Source organism: Streptomyces sp. RK9, assembly GCF_045070545.1.
Taxonomy (GTDB): domain Bacteria; phylum Actinomycetota; class Actinomycetes; order Streptomycetales; family Streptomycetaceae; genus Streptomyces; species Streptomyces alboflavus.
The window spans coordinates 616,878-640,551 of record NZ_CP173704.1; the positions used below are offsets into that span (position 1 = coordinate 616,878).

At 69.2% G+C, this 23,674-nt stretch carries 21 protein-coding genes and 2 pseudogenes; 7 read left to right on the plus strand and 16 right to left on the minus strand.

Annotated features, from left to right (window positions below; all coding sequences use genetic code 11):
* Positions 1–20: 20 nt before the first annotated feature.
* The 7 genes from AB6L24_RS22830 to AB6L24_RS22860 all read right to left on the minus strand — a co-directional run bounded on the left by AB6L24_RS22830 (position 21) and on the right by AB6L24_RS22860 (position 7,236).
* A complete protein-coding gene (locus AB6L24_RS22830) occupies positions 21–1,760 on the minus strand; it encodes a DoxX family membrane protein (protein ID WP_405657831.1) in 1,740 nt (579 codons plus the stop codon).
* A 129-nt stretch (positions 1,761–1,889) separates the two neighbouring features.
* Positions 1,890–2,831 (minus strand): 23S rRNA (guanosine(2251)-2'-O)-methyltransferase RlmB, encoded by a 942-nt coding sequence (gene rlmB / locus AB6L24_RS22835; protein WP_405657833.1) that lies wholly within the window; start codon positions 2,829–2,831, stop codon positions 1,890–1,892.
* Positions 2,832–2,956: 125 nt separating this feature from the next.
* Entirely contained in the window at positions 2,957–4,360 is a 1,404-nt protein-coding gene (gene cysS / locus AB6L24_RS22840) for a cysteine--tRNA ligase (protein WP_405657835.1), read from the minus strand.
* 89 nt (positions 4,361–4,449) lie between these two features.
* Complete coding sequence (locus AB6L24_RS22845; RefSeq protein WP_405657837.1) at positions 4,450–4,854, minus strand: PPOX class F420-dependent oxidoreductase; 405 nt, start codon at positions 4,852–4,854, stop codon at positions 4,450–4,452.
* A 94-nt stretch (positions 4,855–4,948) separates the two neighbouring features.
* Positions 4,949–5,536, minus strand: a complete 588-nt coding sequence (ispF, locus tag AB6L24_RS22850) for a 2-C-methyl-D-erythritol 2,4-cyclodiphosphate synthase (RefSeq protein ID WP_405657839.1) — start codon at positions 5,534–5,536, stop codon at positions 4,949–4,951.
* On the minus strand, positions 5,526–6,326 hold the full coding sequence (ispD, locus tag AB6L24_RS22855) for a 2-C-methyl-D-erythritol 4-phosphate cytidylyltransferase (RefSeq protein ID WP_405657841.1): 801 nt from the start codon (positions 6,324–6,326) through the stop codon (positions 5,526–5,528). Before ispD ends, ispF begins: the two co-directional genes overlap by 11 nt.
* 427 nt (positions 6,327–6,753) lie before the next feature.
* Complete coding sequence (locus AB6L24_RS22860; protein WP_003953493.1) at positions 6,754–7,236, minus strand: CarD family transcriptional regulator; 483 nt, start codon at positions 7,234–7,236, stop codon at positions 6,754–6,756.
* Between the two features lie 777 nt (positions 7,237–8,013).
* Here AB6L24_RS22860 and AB6L24_RS22865 point away from each other — a divergent pair.
* Positions 8,014–8,778, plus strand: a complete 765-nt coding sequence (locus AB6L24_RS22865; RefSeq protein ID WP_405657844.1) for a DUF461 domain-containing protein — start codon at positions 8,014–8,016, stop codon at positions 8,776–8,778.
* 89 nt (positions 8,779–8,867) lie between these two features.
* On the opposite strand, the gene AB6L24_RS22870 is transcribed toward AB6L24_RS22865, so the two are convergent.
* Together AB6L24_RS22870 and AB6L24_RS22875 are read right to left on the minus strand one after the other, a co-directional pair.
* Positions 8,868–9,548 (minus strand): response regulator transcription factor, encoded by a 681-nt coding sequence (locus AB6L24_RS22870; RefSeq protein WP_030362171.1) that lies wholly within the window; start codon positions 9,546–9,548, stop codon positions 8,868–8,870.
* The gene (locus tag AB6L24_RS22875) at positions 9,545–10,855 is read right to left on the minus strand and encodes a cell wall metabolism sensor histidine kinase WalK (RefSeq protein ID WP_030362172.1); all 1,311 of its coding nucleotides are present in this window, start codon (positions 10,853–10,855) and stop codon (positions 9,545–9,547) included. Before AB6L24_RS22875 ends, AB6L24_RS22870 begins: the two co-directional genes overlap by 4 nt.
* A 349-nt stretch (positions 10,856–11,204) precedes the next feature.
* On the opposite strand from AB6L24_RS22875, the gene phoU reads away from it, so the two are divergent.
* The 3 genes and pseudogenes from phoU (at position 11,205) to AB6L24_RS22890 (ending at position 14,555) form a co-directional block, all read left to right on the plus strand.
* Positions 11,205–11,885 (plus strand): phosphate signaling complex protein PhoU, encoded by a 681-nt coding sequence (gene phoU / locus AB6L24_RS22880; RefSeq protein WP_380846462.1) that lies wholly within the window; start codon positions 11,205–11,207, stop codon positions 11,883–11,885.
* A gap of 448 nt (positions 11,886–12,333) precedes the next feature.
* A pseudogene (locus AB6L24_RS22885) lies at positions 12,334–12,456 on the plus strand (NADPH:quinone oxidoreductase); the annotation flags it as partial.
* A gap of 341 nt (positions 12,457–12,797) precedes the next feature.
* Entirely contained in the window at positions 12,798–14,555 is a 1,758-nt protein-coding gene (locus AB6L24_RS22890) for a glycosyl hydrolase family 28-related protein (protein WP_405657847.1), read from the plus strand.
* On the opposite strand, the gene AB6L24_RS22895 is transcribed toward AB6L24_RS22890, so the two are convergent.
* From AB6L24_RS22895 to AB6L24_RS22905, 3 genes are all read right to left on the minus strand, one after another.
* Entirely contained in the window at positions 14,498–14,698 is a 201-nt protein-coding gene (locus AB6L24_RS22895) for a hypothetical protein (protein WP_405663258.1), read from the minus strand. The two genes, AB6L24_RS22890 and AB6L24_RS22895, sit on opposite strands and share 58 nt — an antisense overlap.
* A gap of 65 nt (positions 14,699–14,763) precedes the next feature.
* Positions 14,764–15,012, minus strand: a complete 249-nt coding sequence (locus AB6L24_RS22900; protein WP_380846468.1) for a hypothetical protein — start codon at positions 15,010–15,012, stop codon at positions 14,764–14,766.
* 52 nt (positions 15,013–15,064) lie between these two features.
* On the minus strand, positions 15,065–16,390 hold the full coding sequence (locus AB6L24_RS22905) for an MDR family MFS transporter (RefSeq protein ID WP_405657849.1): 1,326 nt from the start codon (positions 16,388–16,390) through the stop codon (positions 15,065–15,067).
* A 153-nt stretch (positions 16,391–16,543) separates the two neighbouring features.
* On the opposite strand from AB6L24_RS22905, the gene AB6L24_RS22910 reads away from it, so the two are divergent.
* Positions 16,544–17,305: a phosphoglyceromutase gene (locus tag AB6L24_RS22910; protein WP_030362183.1), complete on the plus strand. Its 762-nt coding sequence runs from the start codon at positions 16,544–16,546 to the stop codon at positions 17,303–17,305.
* Between the two features lie 80 nt (positions 17,306–17,385).
* Here the strand turns inward: AB6L24_RS22910 and AB6L24_RS22915 are convergent, their stop codons facing one another.
* The 3 genes and pseudogenes from AB6L24_RS22915 to AB6L24_RS22925 form a co-directional block, all read right to left on the minus strand.
* Complete coding sequence (locus tag AB6L24_RS22915; protein ID WP_405657852.1) at positions 17,386–17,565, minus strand: hypothetical protein; 180 nt, start codon at positions 17,563–17,565, stop codon at positions 17,386–17,388.
* A gap of 458 nt (positions 17,566–18,023) precedes the next feature.
* Positions 18,024–18,634, minus strand: a pseudogene (locus tag AB6L24_RS22920) (site-specific integrase); the annotation flags it as partial.
* A gap of 57 nt (positions 18,635–18,691) precedes the next feature.
* Positions 18,692–19,480 carry a GntR family transcriptional regulator gene (locus AB6L24_RS22925; protein ID WP_405657855.1) on the minus strand — a complete coding sequence of 263 codons (789 nt, stop codon included), beginning with the start codon at positions 19,478–19,480 and terminating at the stop codon, positions 18,692–18,694.
* 118 nt (positions 19,481–19,598) lie between these two features.
* Between AB6L24_RS22925 and AB6L24_RS22930 the strand changes: the two genes are divergently transcribed.
* On the plus strand, positions 19,599–20,006 hold the full coding sequence (locus AB6L24_RS22930) for an NUDIX hydrolase (protein WP_405663261.1): 408 nt from the start codon (positions 19,599–19,601) through the stop codon (positions 20,004–20,006).
* Positions 20,007–20,052: 46 nt separating this feature from the next.
* The gene (locus AB6L24_RS22935) at positions 20,053–20,499 is read left to right on the plus strand and encodes an ATP-binding protein (RefSeq protein WP_405657858.1); all 447 of its coding nucleotides are present in this window, start codon (positions 20,053–20,055) and stop codon (positions 20,497–20,499) included.
* 584 nt (positions 20,500–21,083) lie between these two features.
* Here the strand turns inward: AB6L24_RS22935 and AB6L24_RS22940 are convergent.
* Entirely contained in the window at positions 21,084–23,360 is a 2,277-nt protein-coding gene (locus AB6L24_RS22940; RefSeq protein ID WP_405657861.1) for a hypothetical protein, read from the minus strand.
* Positions 23,361–23,674: the final 314 nt, after the last annotated feature.

Here is a 23,674-nt window from a genome sequence, read left to right on the forward strand (position 1 = left end):
GCCGGGGCGCGCCGGGCGCCTCAGCCGAGGACACCGCCGAGCAGGCCCGGCTTCGCGCCGCCGCCCGTGGTGCCGCCACCGCCGGTGGAGCCGCCGGAGCCGCCGCCCGTGGTGCCGCCGGAGCCGGTGTTGGCGCCGCCCGTGCTGCCGCCGCTGGTGGCGGCCGGGCCGCTGCTCGCCGCGGGCGGCTGCTCCTCGGTGGGCGCCTGCTGCTGTGACGACGGCGCCTGGCCGCCGGTGCCCTGCGTGGCGCTCGGCCGGCCCTGGCTCGCGCCGCCGGTCTCGGGGGCCGCGCCCGGGGTGCCGTCGGCTCCCCGCGTGGGGCTGGCCGAACTGCCCTGCGTGGGCGCGCCGTCGGCGGTCGCCGACGGGCTCTGCTTGTCGCGGCGCAGCTGGCGTTCGCCGTCGGATTCGCCCGGCAGCGGGGTGCCGGGCAGTTCGTTGCGCGGGGCCTCGCCGGGTCCGGGCACGGTGACGCGGTCCGCGTCCCGCACGGCGCCGCCGAGCAGCGAGCCGACGAGCAGCGTGAGGCCGACGACGACGGTCCCGATGAGCGCCCCGCGCCGCAGCACCCGGCGCCGCAGCTCCCACAGCTCCGCGCGCGGCCCGAGCGTGCGCCAGGCCTCGTTGGCGAGGCGGCCGTCGACGGAGTAGACGGGCGCGCCCGCGATGATCAGCGGGGACCAGGCGGCCAGGTAGATGATGTCGGGCGCGTCGTACGCCGGGACGGTCTTCCAGCTCACCGTCACCAGGAGCGCCGCGGAGAGCATCACCCCGATGGAGGCGGCGAGCCGCTGCCAGAGGCCGAGCACGGTCAGCACGCCGACGATGACCTGCAGGAAGGCGATGACCAGGCCGGCGCCCACGGGGTGCTGGAGCGCCCAGTCCCGCAGCGGCTCGGCGAGCGCCCACGGGTGCAGCGAGTTCAGCCACTTGACCATGGAGCCGCGCTCGCCGCCGTCGAAGTAGACGGGGTCGCAGAGCTTGCCCATGCCGGCGTAGATGGAGATGAAGCCGAGGAAGACGCGCAGCGGGAGCAGCACGACGCCCAGGTTGAGGCGGCGGCCGGGGAAGTAGGCGTGCCGCTGCGCGCCCGCCGTGCCCGCGCCGCCCCGGCGTCCGGTGGCCTGGTCGCGGTCGTCCCCGTCGTCCCCGTCATAGCCGTCGTCGGCGTACCGCGCGGCCTCGGCCTCGTGGTGCTCGTCGTCGGCGCTGCCGGGCAGCCGCATCTGCGGGAGCAGCCGGGTGCCGTCGCGGGGGTCGCGGGGCGGCGTGAAGGCGGCGGTCTCGGCCGGGTCGCGGGGCGGGGTGAAGGCCGCGGTCTCGGCCGGGTCGGCGTACGGATCGTCGAGGTCGACGCGTGGGATGACCTGGGTGGAACCGCCGTCGTCGAAGGTGTCGCGGCCGCCCCCTTCGGCCGAACGGCGCACACCGCTCGCGCGTACGGCCTGCAGCAGTCCGCTCGCGTCGAGGTCGCCCGGCGCGGACTTGCCGCTCCACACGACGGGCGCGCGCCTGCGGGCCGGCGCGGCCCCGGCGGCGGGGATCCGCACGGTGTCGTCCGTGGTGTTCAAGTCGCGTGCGATACGCGGCGATTGGGTCCGCCCGGAGGTCCGGAGCTGCACGCGGAAGCTCGCGTGATTGACGATGACCTGCGCCGGGTCGCAGGGCACCTTCACCATGCTCAGCGCGGGAGTGTCGTCGAACCCTGACGAGCGTCCCCCCGTGGGTGTGCGGGGTGTTCTGGTGTCCACACTCATCTAACCGAGTGATGTGTGGTTTGGACACTGCCTTGACCCACGGCAAATGTCCGGACCCCGTCAAGCAGCCGTGACCCGGCGGGGCGCGGACGGCTCGACGGGGTCGGCGGGGCCCGCCCCGCCCGTGCCTCACCGGCGTCGGCGCGCCGCCTCGTACAGCACGACGCCCGCGGCCACACCGGCGTTCAGCGACTCCGCGCCGCCGGGCATGTCGATGCGCACCCGGAAGTCGCAGGTCTCGCCGACGAGCCGGGACAGGCCCTTGCCCTCGCTGCCCACGACGATGACGACCGGGCCCTCCAGGGCCTGCAGGTCGCCGATCTCGTGCTCGCCGTCGGCGGCGAGGCCGACCACGGCGATGCCCGCCTTCTTGTACGCCTCCAGGGCGCGCGTGAGGTTGGTGGCGCGCGCGACCGGCGTGCGCGCGGCGGTGCCCGCCGACGTCTTCCAGGCGCCGGCCGTCATCCCGGCGGCCCGGCGCTCGGGCACCACGACGCCGTGCCCGCCGAAGGCGGAGACGGAGCGGACGACCGCGCCGAGATTGCGCGGGTCGGTGACGCCGTCCAGGGCGACGATCAGCGGGTCCTCGCCGTCGTCGTGGGCGGCCGCGACCAGGTCCTCGGGGTGCGCGTACTCGTACGGCGGCACCTGGAGCACGAGGCCCTGGTGGTTGAGGCCGTTGGTCATCCGGTCCAGCTCGGGGCGCGGGGCCTCCATCAGGTGGATGTCGCCGCGCTCGGCGGCGAGCTGGAGCGCCTCGCGGACGCGCTCGTCGTTGTCGATGAACTGCTGGACGTACAGCGTGGTGGCGGGCACGCCCTCGCGCAGCGCCTCGTAGACGGGGTTGCGGCCCACGACCAGCTCGGACGCCGACTTGCCGCCCCGGCCGCGCGGCGCGGGCTTGCCGGTGGTGCGGCGCGCCTTGGCGTTGGCGGCGCGCTGCTTGACGTGCCCCTTGCGCATCTCGGCGGGCGGCGTGGGGCCCTTGCCCTCCAGGGCACGGCGTCGCTTTCCGCCGCTGCCGATCTGCGCGCCCTTCTTGCCGGACATGCGGCGGTTGTTAGCGGCCATGACCTACCTGTCTGTGTGGTGCGTGGTCGCGATCCGCGCGCGGAGGCGTGCGGACGCGTCTGAAGTCGTCGTATATGCAGTGTGCCGCCCGAGTCCCCGGGCGGCACATCAGCGTGTGGTCCGCGCTAGCGCGGACCGAGCGTCCAGCGGGGGCCCGACGGGCTGTCCTCGATGACGAGGCCCGACTGGCCGAGCTGGTCGCGGATGGCGTCGGCGGTGGCCCAGTCCTTGCGGCCGCGGGCGGCCTCGCGCTGTTCCAGTACGAGGCGTACGAGGGTGTCGACCACGCCGTGCAGGTCCTCACCGGTGTCGCCGTCGCCGCCCGCCCAGTGCGGGTCGAGCGGGTCGAGGCCGAGGACGCCGAGCATGGCGCGCACCTCGGCGAGGCGGGCGATCGCGGCTTCCTTGTCGTCGGCGGCGAGCGCGGAGTTGCCCTGGCGGACCGTGGTGTGGACGATCGCGAGGGCCTGCGGGACGCCCAGGTCGTCGTCCATCGCCTCGGCGAACGCGGGCGGCACCTCGGCGGCGGGCTCGACGACGCCCCCGGCCTTCTCCACCACGCGCTGCACGAAGCCCTCGATGCGCGCGAACGCGGACTCGGCCTCGCGCAGGGCCTCCTCGCTGTACTCGATCGTCGAGCGGTAGTGCGGGGTGCCCAGGTAGTAGCGCAGGACGATGGGGCGCCACTTCTTGACCATCTCGGAGACGAGCACCGAGTTGCCGAGCGACTTGGACATCTTCTCGCCGCTCATGGTGACCCAGGCGTTGTGCACCCAGTACGTCGCGAAGTCGTCGCCGAAGGCCTTGGCCTGGGCGATCTCGTTCTCGTGGTGCGGGAAGATCAGGTCGAGGCCGCCGCCGTGGATGTCGAAGGCGCGGCCCAGGTACTTGTGCGCCATGGCCGAGCACTCCAGGTGCCAGCCGGGGCGGCCGGGGCCGAAGGGCGTGTCCCAGGAGGGCTCGCCCGGCTTGACGGCCTTCCACATGGCGAAGTCGCGCGGGTCGCGCTTGCCGGTGATGCCCTCCTCGGCGGGCTGCTGCATCTTGTCCAGGTCCTGGCGCGACAGCTCCAGGTACTTCGGCCAGGAGCGCACGTCGAAGTAGACGCTGCCGTCGGCCTCGTAGGCGTGACCGCGCTCGATGAGGCCGCGCATCATCTCGACCATCTCGGTGACGTGGCCGGTGGCGCGCGGCTCGTACGTGGGCGGCAGGCAGCCGAGGGCGTCGTAGCCGTCGTTGAAGGCGCGCTCGTTCTCGTAGCCGATGGACCACCAGGGGCGGCCCTGGTCCGCGGACTTCCAGATGATCTTGTCGTCGATGTCCGTGACGTTGCGGATGAACGTCACGTCGTAGCCGCGGTGGGCGAACCAGCGGCGCATGATGTCGAAGTTGAGGCCCGACCGGATGTGTCCGATGTGCGGGGCCGCCTGCACCGTGGCGCCACACAGGTAGATCGAGACACAGCCTTCGACGAGGGGGCTGAAGTCACGGATCTGCCGGGCGCTGGTGTCGTACAGGCGAATCGTCACCACTCCAGGGTAGTGGCCCTCGGGCAGTGCCCCGCGCCCCTAGGGGCGACAGGGCACACAACTGTGATGAACGGCTGCCCCGCGACCGCTCAGATCCTGCCGACGACCTTGCGGGGCGTGACGCGGACGACCACGCGCGGCGCGTCCTGGCCGGCCTTCGGGTTGAACTCGGCGTACTTCAGGCCCGTGTACTTCAGCGACAGCTCGTCGATCAGCTCCTGGCCGCCCTCGGTGGTCAGCTCGGCGGTGCCCCGGATCTCCGCGTAGGTGTAGGGCTTGTCGAAGGGCTGGAGCAGCACCGTCACGCGCGGGTCGCGGCGCAGGTTCTTCTCCTTCTGCCGCCCGACGGTGGTGGAGAAGATGACGTCGTCGCCGTCGCGCTTCACCCAGACCGGTGAGAGCTGGGGGCTGCCGTCGGGCTGGATCGTGGCGACGGTGATGAAGACCGGGTTGTCGAGCTGGGACTTGAGGTCGTCGGAAAGCTGGGCGGACATGGCTTCACTCCTCGGCGGTTGATCGCTTGACGACTCGTAGCCCTACCCGATCGCCGGTCGCCGCACCATGGGGCGGGACGGGTTTCGGCCCCGCTCAGCCCGTACGGACGACCAGCGCCGTCGCGATGCCCATGAGGCCCTCGTCGCGGCCGGGGAAGCCGAGGCCGTCCGTCGTGGCGCCGGAGACGCTGACCGGCGCGCCGACCGCCTCGGACAGGAGCTTCTGGGCCTCCTCGCGCCGCTTGCCGATCTTCGGACGGGGGCCGATCACCTGCACGGCGACGTTGCCGACGGTGAAACCGGCCTCCCGGACGATCCGCGCGGCCTCGGTGAGGAGGGTGAGGCCCGACGCCCCGGCCCACTCGGGCCGCCCGGTGCCGAAGTGGGCGCCGAGATCGCCGAGGCCCGCGGCGGAGAACAGCGCGTTGCACGCGGCGTGCGCGACGACGTCCGCGTCGGAGTGCCCGGCGAGCCCCGGCCCCTCCCCCTCCCACTTCAGCCCGGCGCACCACAGCTCGCGACCGTCTTCGAAGGCGTGGATGTCGGTGCCGATGCCTACCTGGGGCAGGGGGTACGGGGAGGTGGGCGCCCCCCGCTGGGGCTGGGGCTGCGTCCCGGGCTCGGGCTGCGCCCCCGGCTGGGGCTGCGGCTGCGGCTGCGGCTGCGGCTGCTCAGAAACCATCGTTGGCCCTCCTGCGGGCGAGTACGGCCTCGGCGAGGACGAGGTCGAGGGGCCGGGTCACCTTGAACGCCTCCTCGTGGCCGGGCACGAGCACGACCGGCTCGCCGAGCCGCTCCACGAGCCCCGCGCAGTCCGTGGCGCCCTCGCCGACGACGACGGCCTCGTGGGCACGCAGGAGCGTGGCGCGGTCGAAGCCCTGCGGCGTCTGCACGGCCCGGAGGCGGGCGCGCTCGGGGGTGGCGAGGACGGGCTCGGGCGCGCCGGGCGGTCCTGGCTCGACCTCCTTGACGGTGTCGGCGACCGGCAGCGCGGGGACGACGGCGGGCGCCCCGTCGCGGACGGCCTCGATGACGCCGTCGACGGTGTCGACGGGGACCAGGGGGCGGGCCGCGTCGTGCACGAGGACGATGTCGATGCCGGGCGGCAGGGCGTCGAGGCCGAGCTTCACGGACTCCTGGCGGGTCGCGCCGCCGGGCACGACGAGGAAGTCGGTCCTCTCGGGCAGGGCGTGGTCGGCCAGCAGGGTCTTGACCTCGGGGGCGCCGTCCGGCGGTGCCACGACCACGACGAGCGAGACGGCGCGGGAGGCGGCCATCGCGCGCACGGCGTGGATGAGCATGGGCGTGCCGTTCAGGGCGCGCAGGGCCTTGGGGGCGCCGGGGCCGAGCCGGACGCCGCGGCCCGCCGCGGGGATGACCGCGGCGGTGCGGGGGCGGGGGGTCGGGGCGGTCTCGGACTGGGCGGTCTCGGCGGGGCCGGGCCGGCCCGCCACAGAAGATGCGTCAGACATCGGTTCCGTTCAGGTTTGTGTGCTCGGCCGACATGGGTATGGCCTGGGCGTACCCCCGACCGTAGGTTGGGGGCAGTGCCGGGCGCGACGCCTTGACCGGACCCTTCCGTGACATCTGGTCGAGCCAGCTGCCCGAGCCCGGCACGCCAAAGTACCGGGGGACCTTTCCGTACACGCGAACCGGCGGTGAAGACCGGGGTACGCGCACGCGCGCCCAGGGCCGGATCCTGCCCGCTTTCGGGTACGAGCACGCCCTTTGGGGTAGAAACTGCCGCTTGGGGTAGGAACACGCCGCGGAGTACGAACATGCCGCAGTGCCCGGCAACACCTTTCAGGAGTCGGCGGGCACCGCGGCAATGTGTGCGCTGTGTGTTTGCCCTGGGACGCACGCCAGGTGGTGTGGCGCTGCGCTGCGTCGGTCAGGACCTCAGGACGCGAGGACCTCGTCGAGGAGGGCCTCGGCCTTGTCCTCGTTCGTGTTCTCCGCGAGGGCCAGCTCGCTCACCAGGATCTGACGGGCCTTGGCGAGCATGCGCTTCTCACCGGCGGACAGTCCGCGCTCGCGCTCCCGACGCCACAGGTCACGGACGACTTCCGCGACCTTGATGACATCGCCGGAGGCAAGCTTCTCGAGATTTGCCTTGTAACGACGCGACCAGTTCGTGGGCTCTTCTGCGTACGGCGCGCGCAGTACTTCGAAGACCCGGTCGAGGCCGTCCTGGCCGACCACATCACGCACACCGACGAACTCCGCATTGTCCGCTGGCACACGTACCGTCAAGTCGCCCTGGGCGACCTTCAGCACCAAGTAGGTCTTGTCCACGCCTTTGATCTGGCGAGTTTCGATGGCCTCGATCAGCGCGGCCCCGTGATGGGGATAGACCACGGTGTCGCCAACCTTGAACGTCATGTGACAGGTACCCCTTCCGTGGCTATCCAGGGTAACACGGATACGGCGTCTTCTGAATGGCGTTTTCGCAGGTCAGGGCATATCTCGGGGCTTGACAACAGCAACAGGAACGTGCTGCGCGGGGGCTACGGAAGGGGGTATTCGCAGGTGGGAGCCGCTGTCCGGGGACGGTGAAACACCCCCGTTACGCGCCCCGGGAGAGTGCCGCAAGGGGACGAACGTCCCGGTTTGCGCGGTTCCCGTAGGTGAACTTCCGCTACTCCGTTCGGCACGCGGTGACATGTACGAGACGACGCGTCGGACGCGTTCGGGATCACTTCGCGACGGCCCCGGAGACGGGTCCGGCGCGAATCCGGAATTGATCAAGAAGCGCGAGCGCCGGTGCGCCCGAACCGCGCTCCGATCCGCCCGGCGGCACGTCCCGTGCGCCATCCACTGATCAATTTCCCGGACCCCTCCGCATTTCCTTATCCGAAAATCGCCGGAACACCCCCGGCCACGGATTTACGAATACGGAACGGGCCAGGGAACGGGTGGGGCACAGGAGGTCGCTGGAGGCCCCGAGGTGCCCTTGAGGAGGGGCGCGGCGAGAGTGGCGGACGGGGACGCCGGGAGGCTCGCGGCTCCGAGGGGCGGGTCGGGTGCGGCGGCACGGGAACGGCTCGGTAACCTAAGCCCGCTGACACACCCTTAGGGCGGCTTTACGGTCGCCCGCCAGGACGGCGTCAAGGCCGCCCGCCCCCTCCGTACCGCCCACGTTTAGGAGTTGCCGCCGCCGTGAGCCGCAGCCTTCGACGCGGCGCCATCGCCGCCACCGCCCTCGCGTTCTCGCTCGCCACGCTCACCGCCTGCGGTGCAGGAAACAACGCCCAGACGATCGAGATCAAGCCGGACAACGCGGCGACCGCCGTCGGCGACATCAAGATCCAGAACGCCATGATCATCACGCAGCCCGACCGCGAGTCGACGGGCCCCGCCGTGATCGCCGCGACGATCTTCAACAACGGCCGCACCGCCCAGACCCTCGAATCGGTGAAGGTCGACGGCACCGGCAAGACGGCCGAGCTGAGCCCCGCCAAGGGCGAGAAGAAGGGCAAGGGCCTGACCGTCCCGGCCGGCGGCTCGATCACCATCGGCGGCAAGGACAACGCCGCCGCGGTCCTGCCCAGCAGCCGCGAGTCCGTCGAGGACGGCAACGCGCAGCCGGTCACCTTCACGTTCAGCAAGACCGGCGACGTCAAGCTGAAGACGTTCGTCGTGCCCGCCGAGAGCTACTTCAAGAAGTGGGGCCCGACCGAGCTCCCGAAGGCCCCGGACGCCAAGCCCTCGGGCGACGCCTCCGGCAAGCCGTCCGGGAAGCCGTCGGGCAAGCCCTCGGGGACGCCGTCGGGCAACCCGTCGGGCACGCCGTCCGGGGACGCCGAGGGCGCCGCTGAGGGCGCCGCGGGCGCTGACGGCGCCGAGGCCGGCGACGGCGCGCAGGGCGCGGGCAGCACGCCGTCCGGCGAGGCCGGGCACGACGGCGCCGCCGCCCAGCACTGACGGGAGCACACGGAAAGGGCGGGAACCCCTCGGGGTTCCCGCCCTTTCCGTTCTGCCGTCTACGGCTGTCTACCGCTGTCTACCGCTGTCTACGGCTCGAACTTGTAGCCCAGGCCACGCACCGTCACCAGGTAGCGCGGCGCGCCCGGGTCCGGCTCGATCTTGGCGCGCAGGCGCTTGACGTGCACGTCGAGGGTCTTGGTGTCGCCCACGTAGTCGGCGCCCCAGACGCGGTCGATGAGCTGCATGCGGGTCAGTACGCGGCCCGCGTTGCGCAGCAGCATCTCCAGGAGGTCGAACTCCTTCAGGGGCAGGTCGACCTTGGAGCCGGAGACGGTGACCACGTGGCGGTCGACGTCCATGCGGACCGGGCCCGCCTCCAGGGCCTGCGGGGCGACCTCCTCGGGCTCGCCGCGGCGGCGCAGGACCGCGCGGATGCGGGCCACCAGCTCGCGGGACGAGAAGGGCTTGGTGACGTAGTCATCGGCTCCTATTTCCAGGCCGACGACCTTGTCGATCTCGCTGTCCTTGGCAGTGACCATGATCACCGGCACGTTCGAGCGGCTGCGCAGCTGACGGCAGACCTCGGTGCCGGGCAGGCCCGGCAGCATCAGGTCGAGCAGGACGAGGTCGGCGCCGTTGCGCTCGAATTCGTCGAGTCCGTCGGGTCCGGTGGCCGCGATCGCGACCTCGAAGCCCTCCTTGCGGAGCATGTACGACAGGGCGTCGCTGAAGGATTCCTCGTCCTCGACGACGAGCACTCGGGTCACGGAAGGACCTCCGGGGCGGCAGGAATGGGTTCGTATGCGGTTGTGTCGTCGGGCCTGGCGCCCTGGTGCGCGCCGTTCGGCAGGCCGTGGCCGGTGCCGCGGTCGCGCGTCGCGCCCGCCTCGGGCAGGCGCAGGGTGAAGGTGGAGCCCTGTCCCTCCGAGCTCCACACGGTGACCTCCCCGCCGTGCGAGGCGGCCACGTGCTTGACGATGGCGAGACCGAGGCCGGTGCCGCCGGTGGCGCGGGAGCGGGCCGGGTCGACGCGGTAGAAGCGCTCGAAGATGCGCTCCTTGTCCTTGTCGGAGATCCCGATGCCCTGGTCGGTGACCGCGACCTCGATGTGGTCGCCGCCCGGCGCGGTGACCCGCCGCGCCGCTATGCCGACCCGGGTGCGGGCCGGGGAGTAGTTCACGGCGTTCTCGACGAGGTTGCCGAGGGCCGCGGCGAGCTGGCCGCGGTTGCCCCAGACGTGCAGGTCGGAGACCGCCGTCCGGCCGGTGCCGGTCTCGGCGGTGGGCGCCGCGGCGCTCCCGACGGTCGCGGCCATGGTGATCTGCTTGGTGCCCGCCTGGTGCCGGCAGCGGTCGATGGCCTCGGCCACCAGCTCGTCGACGCGCACCGGCTCGGCGTCCTCCAGGGGGTCGTCGTTCTGCACCCGGGAGAGGTCGATGAGCTCCTGCACGAGGTTGGTCAGGCGGGTCGCCTCGTTCTGCATCCGGCCCGCGAAGCGCTCGACGGCCTCGGGGTCGTCGGCGGCGTCCATGACGGCTTCGGAGAGCAGCGAGAGCGCCCCCACCGGCGTCTTGAGCTCGTGGCTGACGTTCGCCACGAAGTCGCGGCGGACCGCCTCGATGCGGCGGGCCTCCGTGAGGTCCTCGACGAGCAGCAGGACCAGACGGGAGCCCAGGGGCGCCACCCGCGCGGAGACCGCGAGCGCGTCCCCCCGGCCCGTGCCCCGGCGCGGCAGGTCGAGCTCGACCTGTCGTATCTCGCCGTCGCGCCGGGTGTCCCTGGCCATCTGCAGCATCGGCTCGACGGCGAGTTTGCCGCCGCGCACCAGTCCGAGGGCGTACGCCGCCGAGCTCGCCTTGACGACGCTGTCCGCCTCGTCCAGGACGACCGCGGAGGAGCGCAGCACGGAGAGGACCGTGTCGACGCCGGGGGGCAGGACCGCGTCCGTGTGCAGGGATGTCCGGGTGGGCCTCTTCTGGTCGCGTTCGCTCCAGCGAAACGCCAGCATGGCGATGACGCCGGTGCACACCCCGGCGATCGCTGCCGCTGCGGCGACCGCCGCGTTCACGTCCATGCCTCCAGGTTATGCGCGGTCGGAGTACCGGCCACAGCCATCCGGGTGGCCACTCGAACACTCGTCGCTCAGAGTTCACTGTGGGGACGGCAGTGGTTCATTTCGGCGGGACGACCCGTCGGACCGGCCGGTTCCGGTGTGCGGCACGCGATCCGGGTGCGGAGCGCGGGTCGCCTCGCGGGGTCCCTGGTGCAGTGTGGCGCATCGGGCGGGCGCCGGGACTCCGTCGCCCATAGTTCACCTTGGCGACAGGGGTGATTCATTTGAGATGACTTAAACGGACGCGTCGGCCCGCCACCGTGGGAGCGTGGGGGTGAGCCCCTGTGACGTACGAGAGAGGGACAGCCACATGCGTGACGCGTACCACGAGGAACTTGACTCGATCGGCGAGGGCCTGGTCGAAATGGCCCGCCTTGTCGGGTCGGCGATCGGGCGCGCCACCACGGCCATGCTCGACGCCGATCTGAAGCTGGCCGAGAGCGTGATCGCCGCCGACCAGAAGGTCGACGACCTGCAGCACGAGCTGGAGGCCCGCGCGATAGCCCTGCTGGCCCGGCAGCAGCCGGTCGCCACGGACCTGCGGATCGTCGTCACCTCGCTGCGGATGAGCGCCGACCTGGAGCGCTCCGGCGACCTGGCCCAGCACGTGGCCAAGCTGGCCCGGCTGCGCTACCCGGAGTCGGCGGTGCCGCGCGACCTGCACGCGACGATCCTGGAGATGGGCCAGCTCGCGCAGCGCCTGATGGCGAAGGCGGCGGAGGTCATCATCACCAAGGACGTCGATCTGGCGCTGCAGCTGGAGCAGGACGACGACGAGATGGACCTGCTGCACCGCACGCTGTTCCAGCACCTGATGGACGACCGCTGGAAGCACGGCATCGAGACCGCCGTCGACGTGACGCTCCTCGGCCGCTACTACGAGCGCTTCGCGGACCACGCGGTGTCCGTCGCCAAGCGCGTCGTGTACCTGGTGACGGGTGAGCACGCGGACGAGATCCAGCCGGGCTCGGCGCCCGTCGAGGGCGCGTAGCTCCCACCGGTGGGACACCGGGGTGGGCGCCGGGACGTGCGCGCCCACCCCTTTTCACGTTGCGTCGGCTCTGCGCGCTGTGTCAGCCGCAACCGCCGCCGCACTGGCACGGGCCGCCGGACTGGCAGCCGCAGCTACAGCCAGGACCGCACTGACATCCGTCGGCACAGGTGTCGATCTTGGGGGACTCGGCCATGTGTCTCCTCCTCGAAACCTCGAAGGCGTACTGCGAAGACGTACTGCCTGCCCCTCCATTGCACGCCCGGAGCGGCGGGGCGCGTCAACGGCGCACGCGCGCGTGGCCGTTCGCCTCACGCTGCCGCCCGCCGTCCGCCCCCTCCCACGCGCCCCCGCGCATCCGGAATCGCGCAACCGAACAACGCAGGATCCAGAAGCTGGATCTAGAACACGTCTCGCAGGGTCTCCAGGAGGCGGGCGATGTTGGCGCGTGAGGGAACTCGTCCGCTTCGGTGCCGCGGACACCGCGTTCACCACCCGGGAGCTGCCCAGACCCGCTCCCGGGCCCGGCCAGGTCCTGGTGCGCGTCCTGGCCACATCCGTGAACCAGCTCGCGGCGCGGCAAGCCCTCGTCGAGCGTGCCGGGGTGTGGGTCGGGGAGCGGGTCCTGGTACACGGCGGGGCTCGGCGCCGTGCTGCCGCCGGCCGACATCGCGCAGGCGCACGCGCTGCTGGAAGGTGGCTCCGGCGGCGAGGGTGGCGGGCGCCCGCGTGGCAACATCGCCGTGGCCGTGCACCCCCCTGGAGGAGCCGGGGCGGGTACGGGTCCCCGGCCGGGGGTGTCCGTAACGCCGACGGTACGAGCCCTTCCCCCGACGGCCGGCCCCATGGCATGCTCCCGCCCAACGCAGACGTGAACCCTGTTCACGTACATACACAGGAGGCGGGCCGGACATGGGAGACCTCAGCAGACGCGGGATCCTCGGCGGAGCCATCGCCGTCGCGGCCGCCGCGGCCACGGGCGGGGTCGCCTCGGCGGTCACGGGGACTCCGGCAGCCACGGGAGCCACGGCCGCCCCGGCAGGCGAACCCCCCGCCCTCTGGCGCGAGTTCACCAAGGCCCCCTACACCCACCCTCAGATCCCCTACGTGGGACGGGCCGGAGCCCGTCGGGGCGCCCGGCACCTCGGACGGCCCGAGCGCGTGTTCCACGCCCACCGGTACGGCGCGAGGCCCGACGCCCGGTCGAACGCCGCGCCCGCCATCAACCGTGCCCTCGCCGCCGCCGGAAGGGCCGGCGGGGGCACGGTCCAGCTCGCCCCCGGGACGTACCGGATCGACGACATCATCCGCATCGGGGACGACGACGTCGTCCTGCGGGGCGCGGGCAGCGGCCGCACGAAACTGCTCGCCACCAAGAACCTGACCGAGCTCGTCGGGCCGTACGGCAGCCGCTACGGCGGCGACAAGTCCAGCTGGTCCTGGGCCGGAGGCCTGATCTGGCTGTGCCCGCGCGAACGCCTTGAGGGCCTCACGGCCGCCATCAGGGCCAAGGACTGGCCGTTCGAGGGCTGGACCGGCAACAAGCGCGACGAGTGGCGCACCCTCACCACGGTCGCCCCCGCCATCCGCGGCTCCTGGTCCGTCCGCGTCGCCGACACCTCCCGGCTGCGCCGCGGCAGCCTCGTCCTGCTGCGCCTCGCCGACGACGCGGACCACACGCTCCTGGAGCACATGGCGGGCGAAGGCCCGGGGGCGCGGGCGTACACCTGGGACGACAAGACGAAGCTGACGTCGTACGTCCCCTACGAGTGGCCCGTACGGATCGCCCAGGTCAAGGGTCACACCGTCACCTTCGAACGCCCCCTGCCGCTTGACGTGCGCCCCGAGTGGGACCCCCGCCTCACCACCCACGTCCCCGCGCTGACCGGCTCCGGAGTCGAGGGGCTCACCCTGGAGGCGGTGCGGACCCCGCAGTCACCGCACCTGCTCGACAAGGGCCACAACGGCGTCACCTTCCAGTGCGCGTACGACTGTTGGGCCGACGACGTCCACGTGCGCCACGTGGACAACGGTTTCGGTCTGGTCGCCGCCTCCGCCTGCACGCTGCGCCGCACCTCCGTGGGCGGGCGCGGCTCGCACCACCCGTACTTCTGCCGCGAGGGCTCGCACGACAACCTGATCGAGGAGTTCCGCGTCGAGCGGCGCACCGCGCCCGCGCCCGCCGGGACCCAGCTGCACGGCATCAACGTGGAGGGCCTGTCGTCGTACAACGTGTGGTCCCGTGGCGTCATGGAGATGGGGACGTTCGACACGCACCGGGGGATGCCGTTCGCCAACGTACGGACCGAGATCACGGTCGAGAACGACGGGCGGCACGGCGGCGACGCCAGCGCGGGGCCCCTCTACGGAGCGCGGTTCGCCCACTGGAACGTCACGGTCACCAACCAGCGCGCCGGACTGGTCAAAATTGACGGCATCGCTCCGTACAGTGCCACGGTCGGCATCTCCCTGGTCCGCGAGTTCGACCAGATCGACGTACCGGACTTCTCCGGAGAGCTGCACTCCCGTATCGAGGCGTACGGTTCACCGGCTTCCGTGCGGCCACGGAACCTGTACGAGGCGCAGCGCGCCCTCGTGGACCGAGGCCGGGCTCAGCCGAAGGGGACCAGGCGGACCACTGTCACGGTGAGGACCGAACCCGACACGTAGTAGAGGACGATCGCGCCGCCGACCGTCGCCTCGCGGCGGTCGCGCTCGGCGGCGTCCGTGGAGACGGCCGTCGAGCCGTGCCCGTAGGGGTCGCGGCCGAGCGTGCGCTCCATCGCCGTCCGGAAGGCGTCCGCGTCGGCCATCTTGGCGAGGGTGTCGTCGGCGGGCGGCGCGTAGGTGATGCGGTACCTGCGGCTCCGGTGACGGCTCACGCGATGCTCCGCCTCTCGGCCTCGTCGGCGGCGAGCCGGTCGAGCAGGGCCTCGGCCTCGGGGTCGGGCACGGACTCCAGCATCCAGTGCCGCATCACGGAGTGGATCTCGTCGACACCGGCCGCGTTGATGGCCCGGTCGAACTCCGCGCGCCGGTCCTCGGGCAGGGCGGCGCGGATGTCCGGGATGGTGTTGGGGACGTCGACCTCCTCGCCGCCGATGAAGGTCTTCAGTGGTTCGGCCATGGTCGGGTCACTCTCCCTGGGGTCCCTGGGTGGGCCCTGCGCTGATCTCACGTTAGCGGCGGTCGGCGGCACCTTCAGGCGCCGGGACCAGGGGCGCCGCGGCCTCCGGCTCCGCAACCCGCGCGGCCGTGGGGGCGGGCGCCGGGACGTCGTGCCCCGCCACCTCGTCCTCCGGCCCCTCGGGAAGCCCCCGCATCAGACCCCAATACCCGAGCGCCGCCGCCGTACCCACGACCGCGCAGCCGCCCCACAGCCACTCCGCCCCCAGGCGGTCGATGAGGAATCCGGACATCAGTGGTGCCACGAGCCCCGCCACGGCCCACGACATCGTGTACATGCCCTGGTAGCGGCCGCGCCCGTGCGTCGGCGAGAGCCGCACGACCAGGCCCGTCTGGGTGGGCGCGTTGATGATCTCGGCGAGCGTCCACACCATCACCGTCAGCGCGAACACGCCGACCGAGCCGGCGAACGCGGTGAGCCCGAAGCCGTACCCCGCCACGAGCGAGGACAGCACGAGGAGGCGCTGCGGGTCGCGGTGCTCGATGAACCGCGTCACCGGGATCTGCAGCACGACGATCATGACGCCGTTGACGGCGATGGCCAGGCCGTAGTCGCTCGGCGAGAAACCCGCCTCGCCCATCGCCACCGGCAGGCCCAGCGCCCCCTGCTGGAAGACCAGCGCGACCAGGAAGGACAGGCCGACCACGCCCATGAACCGGCCGTCCCGCAGCACCGTGCCGAGCCCGACCTGCTCCTCGGCCGCCGTGGCCGCCGCGCTGCGCGTCGGCCGGGACTCCGGCAGCTTCACGAACACCAGGACCGCGCACGCCAGCGTCATCGCGCCCTCGACGAGGAAGCCCGCGCGGTAGCTGTACGAGGCGATGAAGCCCGCACCCGCCGTGGAGATCGCGAACCCCAGGTTGATCGCCCAGTAGTTGAGCGAGAAGGCCCGCACCCGGTCCTCGGGCCGCACGATGTCGGCCAGCATCGCCTGCACGGCCGGACGCGAGGCGTTGCTCGCCATGCCGACCAGGAAGGCGACGCCCGCGATCGCCACCGGGTGCGTCATGAACCCGAGCAGCGCCACCGACGCGGCCGTCGACACCTGCGCGATCAGCAGCGTGGGCCGCCGCCCGAGCCGGTCGGTCATCACGCCCGCGCCGAGCGAGGAGATGACGCCGCCGAGCCCGTGCAGGGCGGCCACGAGCCCGGCGTACGTGGCCGAGTACCCCTGTTCCACGGTCAGATACAGCGCCATGAAGGTGGCCACGAAGCCGCCGAGGCGGTTCACCAGGGTGCTGGTCCACAGCCACCAGAAGGCGGGGGGAAGTCCGGAGACGGACTCCTTGACGGCACGTCTCACGGCGACGAATGGCATGGATCCCCCGAGGTGGCACAGCTGCTGCGTGTAAGTGGCGAAAACGGCAGGCACAACTTACGACCCAGGAGAACTTCCCCGCCACTCAATTGACAGCAACCGTCAATCGCTCCCGGGAGCGACCCCTGCGGCGGTTCGATTACGCTCAGAGGCATGGCCGACGCACCGTACAAGCTGATCCTCCTCCGCCACGGCGAGAGCGAATGGAACGCGAAGAACCTGTTCACCGGCTGGGTGGACGTCAACCTGAACGAGAAGGGCGAGAAGGAGGCGGTCCGCGGCGGTGAGCTGCTGAAGGACGCCGGCCTGCTCCCCGACGTGGTCCACACGTCCCTCCAGAAGCGCGCGATCCGCACCGCGCAGCTCTCCCTGGAGGCGGCCGACCGCCACTGGATCCCCGTCCACCGCAGCTGGCGCCTGAACGAGCGCCACTACGGCGCCCTGCAGGGCAAGGACAAGGCGCAGACCCTCGCCGAGTTCGGCGAGGAGCAGTTCATGCTGTGGCGCCGCTCGTACGACACCCCGCCGCCCGCCCTCGAGGACGGCACGGAGTTCTCCCAGTCCGCGGACCCGCGCTACTCCTCCATCCCCCCGGAGCTGCGCCCCCGCACGGAGTGCCTGAAGGACGTCGTCGTCCGCATGCTCCCCTACTGGTACGACGGCATCGTCCCGGACCTCCTCGCCGGCCGCACGGTCCTCGTCGCCGCCCACGGCAACAGCCTGCGCGCCCTCGTCAAGCACCTCGACGGCATCTCCGACGCCGACATCGCGGGCCTGAACATCCCCACCGGCATCCCGCTCTCCTACGAACTGGACGCCGACTTCAAGCCCCTGAACCCCGGCGGCACCTACCTCGACCCGGACGCCGCGAAGGCGGCGATCGAGGCGGTCAAGAACCAGGGCAAGAAGAAGTAGCCCCGCACGTTCAAGGCCCCCGCCTGCGGATTCTCCGCGGGTGGGGGCCTTGCTGATGCGCTGGGGCCGTCGCTGGGCCGTCAGGTGCTGCGGCGCATGCGCCGGACCCGGACGTCGAGCACGATCAGCAGCGCCACGGGGATGGCGATCTCGGCCGGAGCCTGCGCCCAGAGGGCGAGCGCACCTCCCCCGGCGCCGATGAGCGCGATCGGCAGGTCGCGTGGGCAGATGTCGACGGTGACGCCTGTGCGTGGGACCATATGGCCTCCTTCCGTATCAGGTTATTGATCAAGCGGTTTCCGAGTGCGGAAATGGAAACGAATGCCGCCTCGGGCATGGGGCGGCATTCGCATGCGGTGAGACTTTCGCACAGCTCGGCTTTGCAGACAAACGTGCAGCTAGCGGGGATGGCAACCTTCGACTTTCACTGTAGAAAAGTCGAAGAATGCGCCGCCTCATCGGTAGGCATTTCTGTGCCTGAACGAAACGTTCCAGTCGCTGAACAGCGGAAACGCACCCACTTCGGTCACTCAGAGCGACGGTCGAGACCCGCCGTATATTTGCTAGCTAGCGCTCGAGCTAGCTAGCTAGACTCCCTCCCTAGGGAGAAAGCCAAGCGAGTGCCCACATTCCGAGCACGGAAGGCCAAGCGCACGCCCAGACGCTGGGCCTAAAGCTCGGAATGCATACCTAATTCCTGGGTCACAAGCTCAAGCCTCTAGCTCTGAGATCCGATCCTTTCGCATGCGTGAGCGATTACTTTTCGTGCCCTTTCTCGACTGGAGGGCATCAGGCGTGCGTACACACGGAAAGTCAGGCCCGGGTCCGAGTGGCCGAGGTACTTGGCGAGGGCCTTGATGTTTTCCCCATGCAGGAGCATCGAGGCGTAGAAGTGGCGGAGGGTGTCTGCCCGGGACCGGGGGCACGGCTGGCCGCGCTCAGGCACGGGGAATGCCCCGGCGGCAGCGAGGTGGGCTTCCAGACGTTGTCGTTGAGCATCGTCCACCGAACGTGTCCGCCACGCGGCCCATTGAAGATCGGCCGCTTGGTCACAGAAAGCCCGTTCGCCATCTTCCACGGCAAGGTGATCTCGACCGGCGAGAGCAGTTCATGTGTGCCCGCAGGGCATCGGCGACCGGCCCAGGCAGAGGCACGTCGCAGAACTTGCTGCCTTGGGCAGGGCGAAGACGGCCTTGCTCCGGCTCAGCTTCAGCTGCTGGACCAAGCGGAACGTGTTCGACTCGAAGTCGATCGCGTCGACGGCGACTCCGAGGATCTGCCCTGGCGGAGTCCACACCCTCGCCCAGGTCGATGCATGGCATGCGTCCGACGAGCCCAAACTCTCGGTGTACGAGTCCGAGGAACGGCCTCGCGCCCTATTACCCGTCAGTTCGCGGGGAGTTGGTAGGTCAGGACGTAGGCGTCGGCGGCCATGACGGTGTCGCAGACCTCCACGGCCCGTCCTTCGGCGTCGTAGGCGGTACGGATCAGGCAGATCACGGGCACGCCGGGTGCGAGTCGCAGGGTCTTGGCCTCGGTGGGTGAGGGCATGCGGGCGCGGATCTCTTCCTCGAAGTGGTCGAGGCGGTGGCCGAGTTCTTCGAGGCGGGCGTAGATGCCGCCGGGGCCGGGGTTGGGCTCGGCGATGCGTGTACCGCGGGCGATGTCGAGCGGGAGGTAGGAGGTGGCGTACTCGACGGGCCGCCCGTCCAGCAGATACCGCCGCCTCCGTACGAGTACCTTGCGCGCTGCCCCAAGCCGGGTGGAGATGTCCTGGCTGGGCTTCTCCTCCTTGACCTCCAGGCCGTCCACCTCGGGGTGGCCGCCGGCGGCGTCGGCTTCGACGATGAACGCGGACTTCCCTTCGTCGCGGTGGCGCCGGGCGAACCGGTCGGCGGCGAGGCGCCGCACGGGCGGCCGTGGGCGGACGAAGACGCCCTTGCCGTGCTCGGCGCGCACGAGCCCCTCCCCCTGGAGGATGGAGAAGGAGTTGCGGACCGTCATCCGGGAGACCCCGTAATGGTCGACCAGCTCGGCCTCGGAGGGCAGCTTCTCTCCCTCCCGGAACCGTCCACGGTCGATGGCCTCGCGCAGCTGGTCGGCGATCTGCCGGAAGACCGCACGGTCGCTCGTGGGGTCGACGGCGCCGAGGTGACCGGTAGGGAGCGAGGCCACAGGTACTCCTTTAGATATCTAGACGAGTGGGTGAGTGCCGTTGCTACGGTGGAGAGCCTAGCCATCCCAGAGGTCACCGAGAGGGCCGAGCAACGTGAGCACTGACCGCCCCCATTCCGTGAGCGTCGCCGGAGTCATCGTCGACGACCAGGGGCGGGCCCTGCTGATACAGCGCCGCGACAACGGCCGTTGGGAGCCTCCAGGTGGTGTCCTCGAACGTGGGGAAACCATCCCCGAAGCCCTCCAGCGCGAGGTCCTCGAAGAGACCGGCGTCAAGATCGCACTTCCCGCGACCCTGACCGGCGTCTACAAGAACATGACGGGCCTGATCGTCTCCCTGGTCTTCCGCTGCGAGGCCGCCGACGGCACACCCACCACCGGCGAGGAGACCCGCGCCCTGCGCTGGGCCACCCGCGAAGAGGTCACCGAACTCGCCGACGAGGCGTACGCGATCCGCGTCCTGGACGCACTCGACCCGCCTTCCCCGCCGGCCATCCGCGCCCACGACGGCGTGAAACTCGTCTAGCCCGACCCCGCTGCACATGGCGGCCGAGCAGCACAAAGGAACTTGTATGCACGAGTATACGAGCACCGGGAGCACCGCCCGGGTCTGGGGCCTCACCTTCCCAGGCCTCCCCGAAGAGGTCAGCCGAGCCCGCCGCTGGACCCGCGACATCCTGGGCTCCTCACCCCTCGCGGAGGACGCCGAACTGATCGCGAGCGAGCTGAGCGCGAACGCGATCTTGCATACGGCGAGTGGCCGGCTCACAGGCAGCTTCCACCTGGCACTGGCGGTCTCGGCCCAGGTCATCGCCCTGTCGGTGACGGATGGCGGGAGCGCAGGCGGCACGGCCCCGAAGGTCGAGCATCCCGACGAGGAGGCGGTGCACGGCAGAGGCCTGGGCATGGTCAGCGCGCTGGCCCACCGGGTGGTGGTGCGGAACAGCGACGGGGCCCACACAGTGACGGCGGAACTCTTCACCTCACCACGACCGAGGCCAGGGGGTCATCCATGCTGAGCGACGACCTAGCCCGCGGCTTCTGGTGCGAGTAATGGGCAGAGGACCTCACGACACCGGGCCGACCGACGGTAACGACATCATTCGGCGCATACTCCGCGCCCCAGACGGACGGCTGGCTCCCCACAGCACTCCGAGCCATCACAGCGGAGCTGAACCCAGCTGTGCCGAAAGAGACTTGGGGCTGGCTCTACGAAAGCCGCATCGACACCCGGCGAGCCCTCCTCCGCTCGGAGCCCTGCACGGCGTCGGTGACCTACGCCAGCACGCGCATCACATGGACGGTGCACCCGGTGCTCTTCCTGCCCCTCGCAGACAGCCACGAGGCCCTTGAACTCCCACCGTGCACGCACGACTTCAAGCCTCACGCGACCGACTGAGTTACAACTTTCTCTACTGGTTTTTCAAGGCGGCTCGCTCCGCCCTCCGCGCGCGGCCCGGCCCCCGGCCGGGCCTGCGCTCCTGTCTCCGCCCCGCTCCAGCCCGGCCGGCGCCCGTACCGCGCTCTTGGCGTTCAGCCGCCTAATGCGAGAGAAGAGGAACGTCGTAGCTGGGGCGGTCGGCTCCACGGCCCACAGTTCGCATCATCGACCGTAGTCGCTTGCCCGTCTAGCCAATCGTTCCGTGACATTTTCGATGTCTCGCCACAGCTCTGCAGACCCATCTGCCCAGCTGAATCCTCCTGTCACACGGGGCGCATCTTCCCAACAAGTGTCCAAGTAGCCTGCAAAGTGCCTGGCACGCTCCAGCCGATCTCCAATGTATCGCGCATCCCAGATGAGTTCACGAAACCCTTCGTCCACGATTGGGGTGTCAGTGACTACAGCATCAACGTAAACAAACTTGGGCATCAACTTGCGCAAAATGTAAGCACCTCTTTGAGTGATCCTTACCCGAGCAGGAGAGGCCTGGTCGGCCGAGGCGAAGTCAAACAACTTCGATTGCTCGGCTCGCGCGAGGGCAGAGGAAATCTGCTGATCATGATAACCCAGTGAATTCAAGTGCGAAAAGACCTGCTCTTCAGGAATGTATCCCTTATCTGCATGGGGGTTTTGAGATGACCTCAGGCAGTAGTCCACCATGAATGGGGTTAGGAAGTGCTCTGCCGAATCAAGGGATGTGATGTCGAACATGTTCGCAACAAACGAGTTCTCCGGAGAGTAGAACTCATTGTCACCGTAGATTACTGCCCGCAAGAACTCGTGCAAAGGCACGTAGTAGCGCCCTCTGGAGAGTTTGATCTCCAGGATTTTCCCTGTATCCACGTGACCGCTTCCGACGAAACTCGTTAGCAAGTCCAGTGCATCCCGAACGTTTCCGGCACTCACGTTATCGATGCATTCAGCCAAAGAAGGGTTTCGCTCCATCGACTGAATGAGAACCTCAATATACTCGCGGAGCATATTGCTTTCAACCGAAATTCCCTCGCTGGATAGCGCGAGGAGTCCACCATTGATCAACTTGTGCAGTGCATATTCAAGCCTCTTGCGCACCACTAGATCGATACGAGGAGGGGAGATTGTGAAAACTCGATTCTGATACGCACTAAGAGAGCCTTGCCTTCGACTCTTGCTGTACGTGGAGGGCCTGAGCGTAACAAAGCAAGTGATGGGCCAGGACTCAGCAAGCCCTTGCGCAATTAGGAACACTTCCTCCTGGAAGTCATCCTGTCTCTGATCGATGTTGTCCAGGAATGCGACAACAGTTCTCCTTTCTCCTGAGATAAGATGCTCGACAGCGCGCTTTAGGTGCCCGACCTTGTTATCAAGCTTCTCCGCTAGCATCTCGACCTCCTTCATCAGGTAGGCCGTTGGATCCGCCTTTCTCAGTGGCCCCCAGATACCCTCACGCATCGCCAGGAGATCACCGTGATAGATCCCACGAACGAAGGAGTCACTTCTCAGGTTGAGTCCGTACTTATCCTGCAGTTGCCTCTCGAAAGAATCAAGGACGTACTCTTGCAAGTCTTTCCTGAGTGCTGGTTCCCGCCCGAAGTCCACATACAGGACAATTCCTCGCTTCAGTTCCTCACTTGCCTCGACCGCGACGAGATTTTTGATGAAACTCGTCTTGCCCACTCCGACGTCTCCCAACAGAATCACTGGACGCTGAGTGACGCTCTTAGCGATTACGGCGCTCAGTAGGTCCTTCGATACGCCAGCTTTCCCCTTTCCCGTTGCTGCAGTTACGGTTTTGACTTTCCCTTCCCCTGATGCACTGTAACGATTCCTGAGGATGTCCTTACTGATGAGGGCATATTGGGATAGAGCACCGCTGCTGCAGTAGCACTCTTTCAAGAAATCTTGCTCAAGTTCTGCATCTTTGACGAGATCCTGAAGAAAGATCTCGCCGAGAATTCGGAGCTCGTGCTCCAGTTCATTACGCTTCTTAACACCGGGGAAGTGAAGCAGTCTGCGAGAAATTTTTTCCGGCGCTGGCGGGAGAGCCTCCTGGTTCAAGATGCTTTGAAGATACTTCCTTTCGATCGCAGGATATGAAAGGCAGTTCCAAAGCGTCATGAAATCAGCAAGCATCTCGCCCGGAGTCCGGAAGATAATCGCTTTCCCGTGTGTTGGCGGCACTCCATCCACTCGGCTTCCGATGAATGCAACGATCTGATGACCGTTGCAGGCGACGGCAATCGGAACTCCTCGATCCGTGCAGTAACTACCTACTTGCCTTAGTGCCGCATCTAGATTTCCGTCCTTCTTGGCGAGTGAGGGCAGAGAGACCGTACGTGATCCCTTGTCTAGAGGAAGCTCAAAGTAAGCGTTCTCCCTTTTGGCTTCCACGATCATCTGGCGACGTGGAATGCCAAATCCATAATCGATGTACTTCCCCTCATGACTTTCCTCGGCCACACATTGCTCTTTCGGCCATTGGAGGATGTCAAAGAAGATACGATCAATCACACGCAGGCGTGTCGTGGCTTCATTATGAGGCCCTGTTGCGTTGCCAGAGAACGAGTCGACTAGCCTCTGCATTTCATTGCGGCCAATTTCGAAGGCACTGGTCACCGCAACTCCCGCACACTCAGAGTTCCTAGGGCTAAGAAAACAGCGTAGCGCCGGGAGTCATCCTGTATCCATAGGAAGGCAAGGTTGGCTCTGAAGGAGTACCAGCCGTGCCGGTCAGGAGAACGAGGAGCGCCGACCAGGCCTCCGGGATCTGCCCG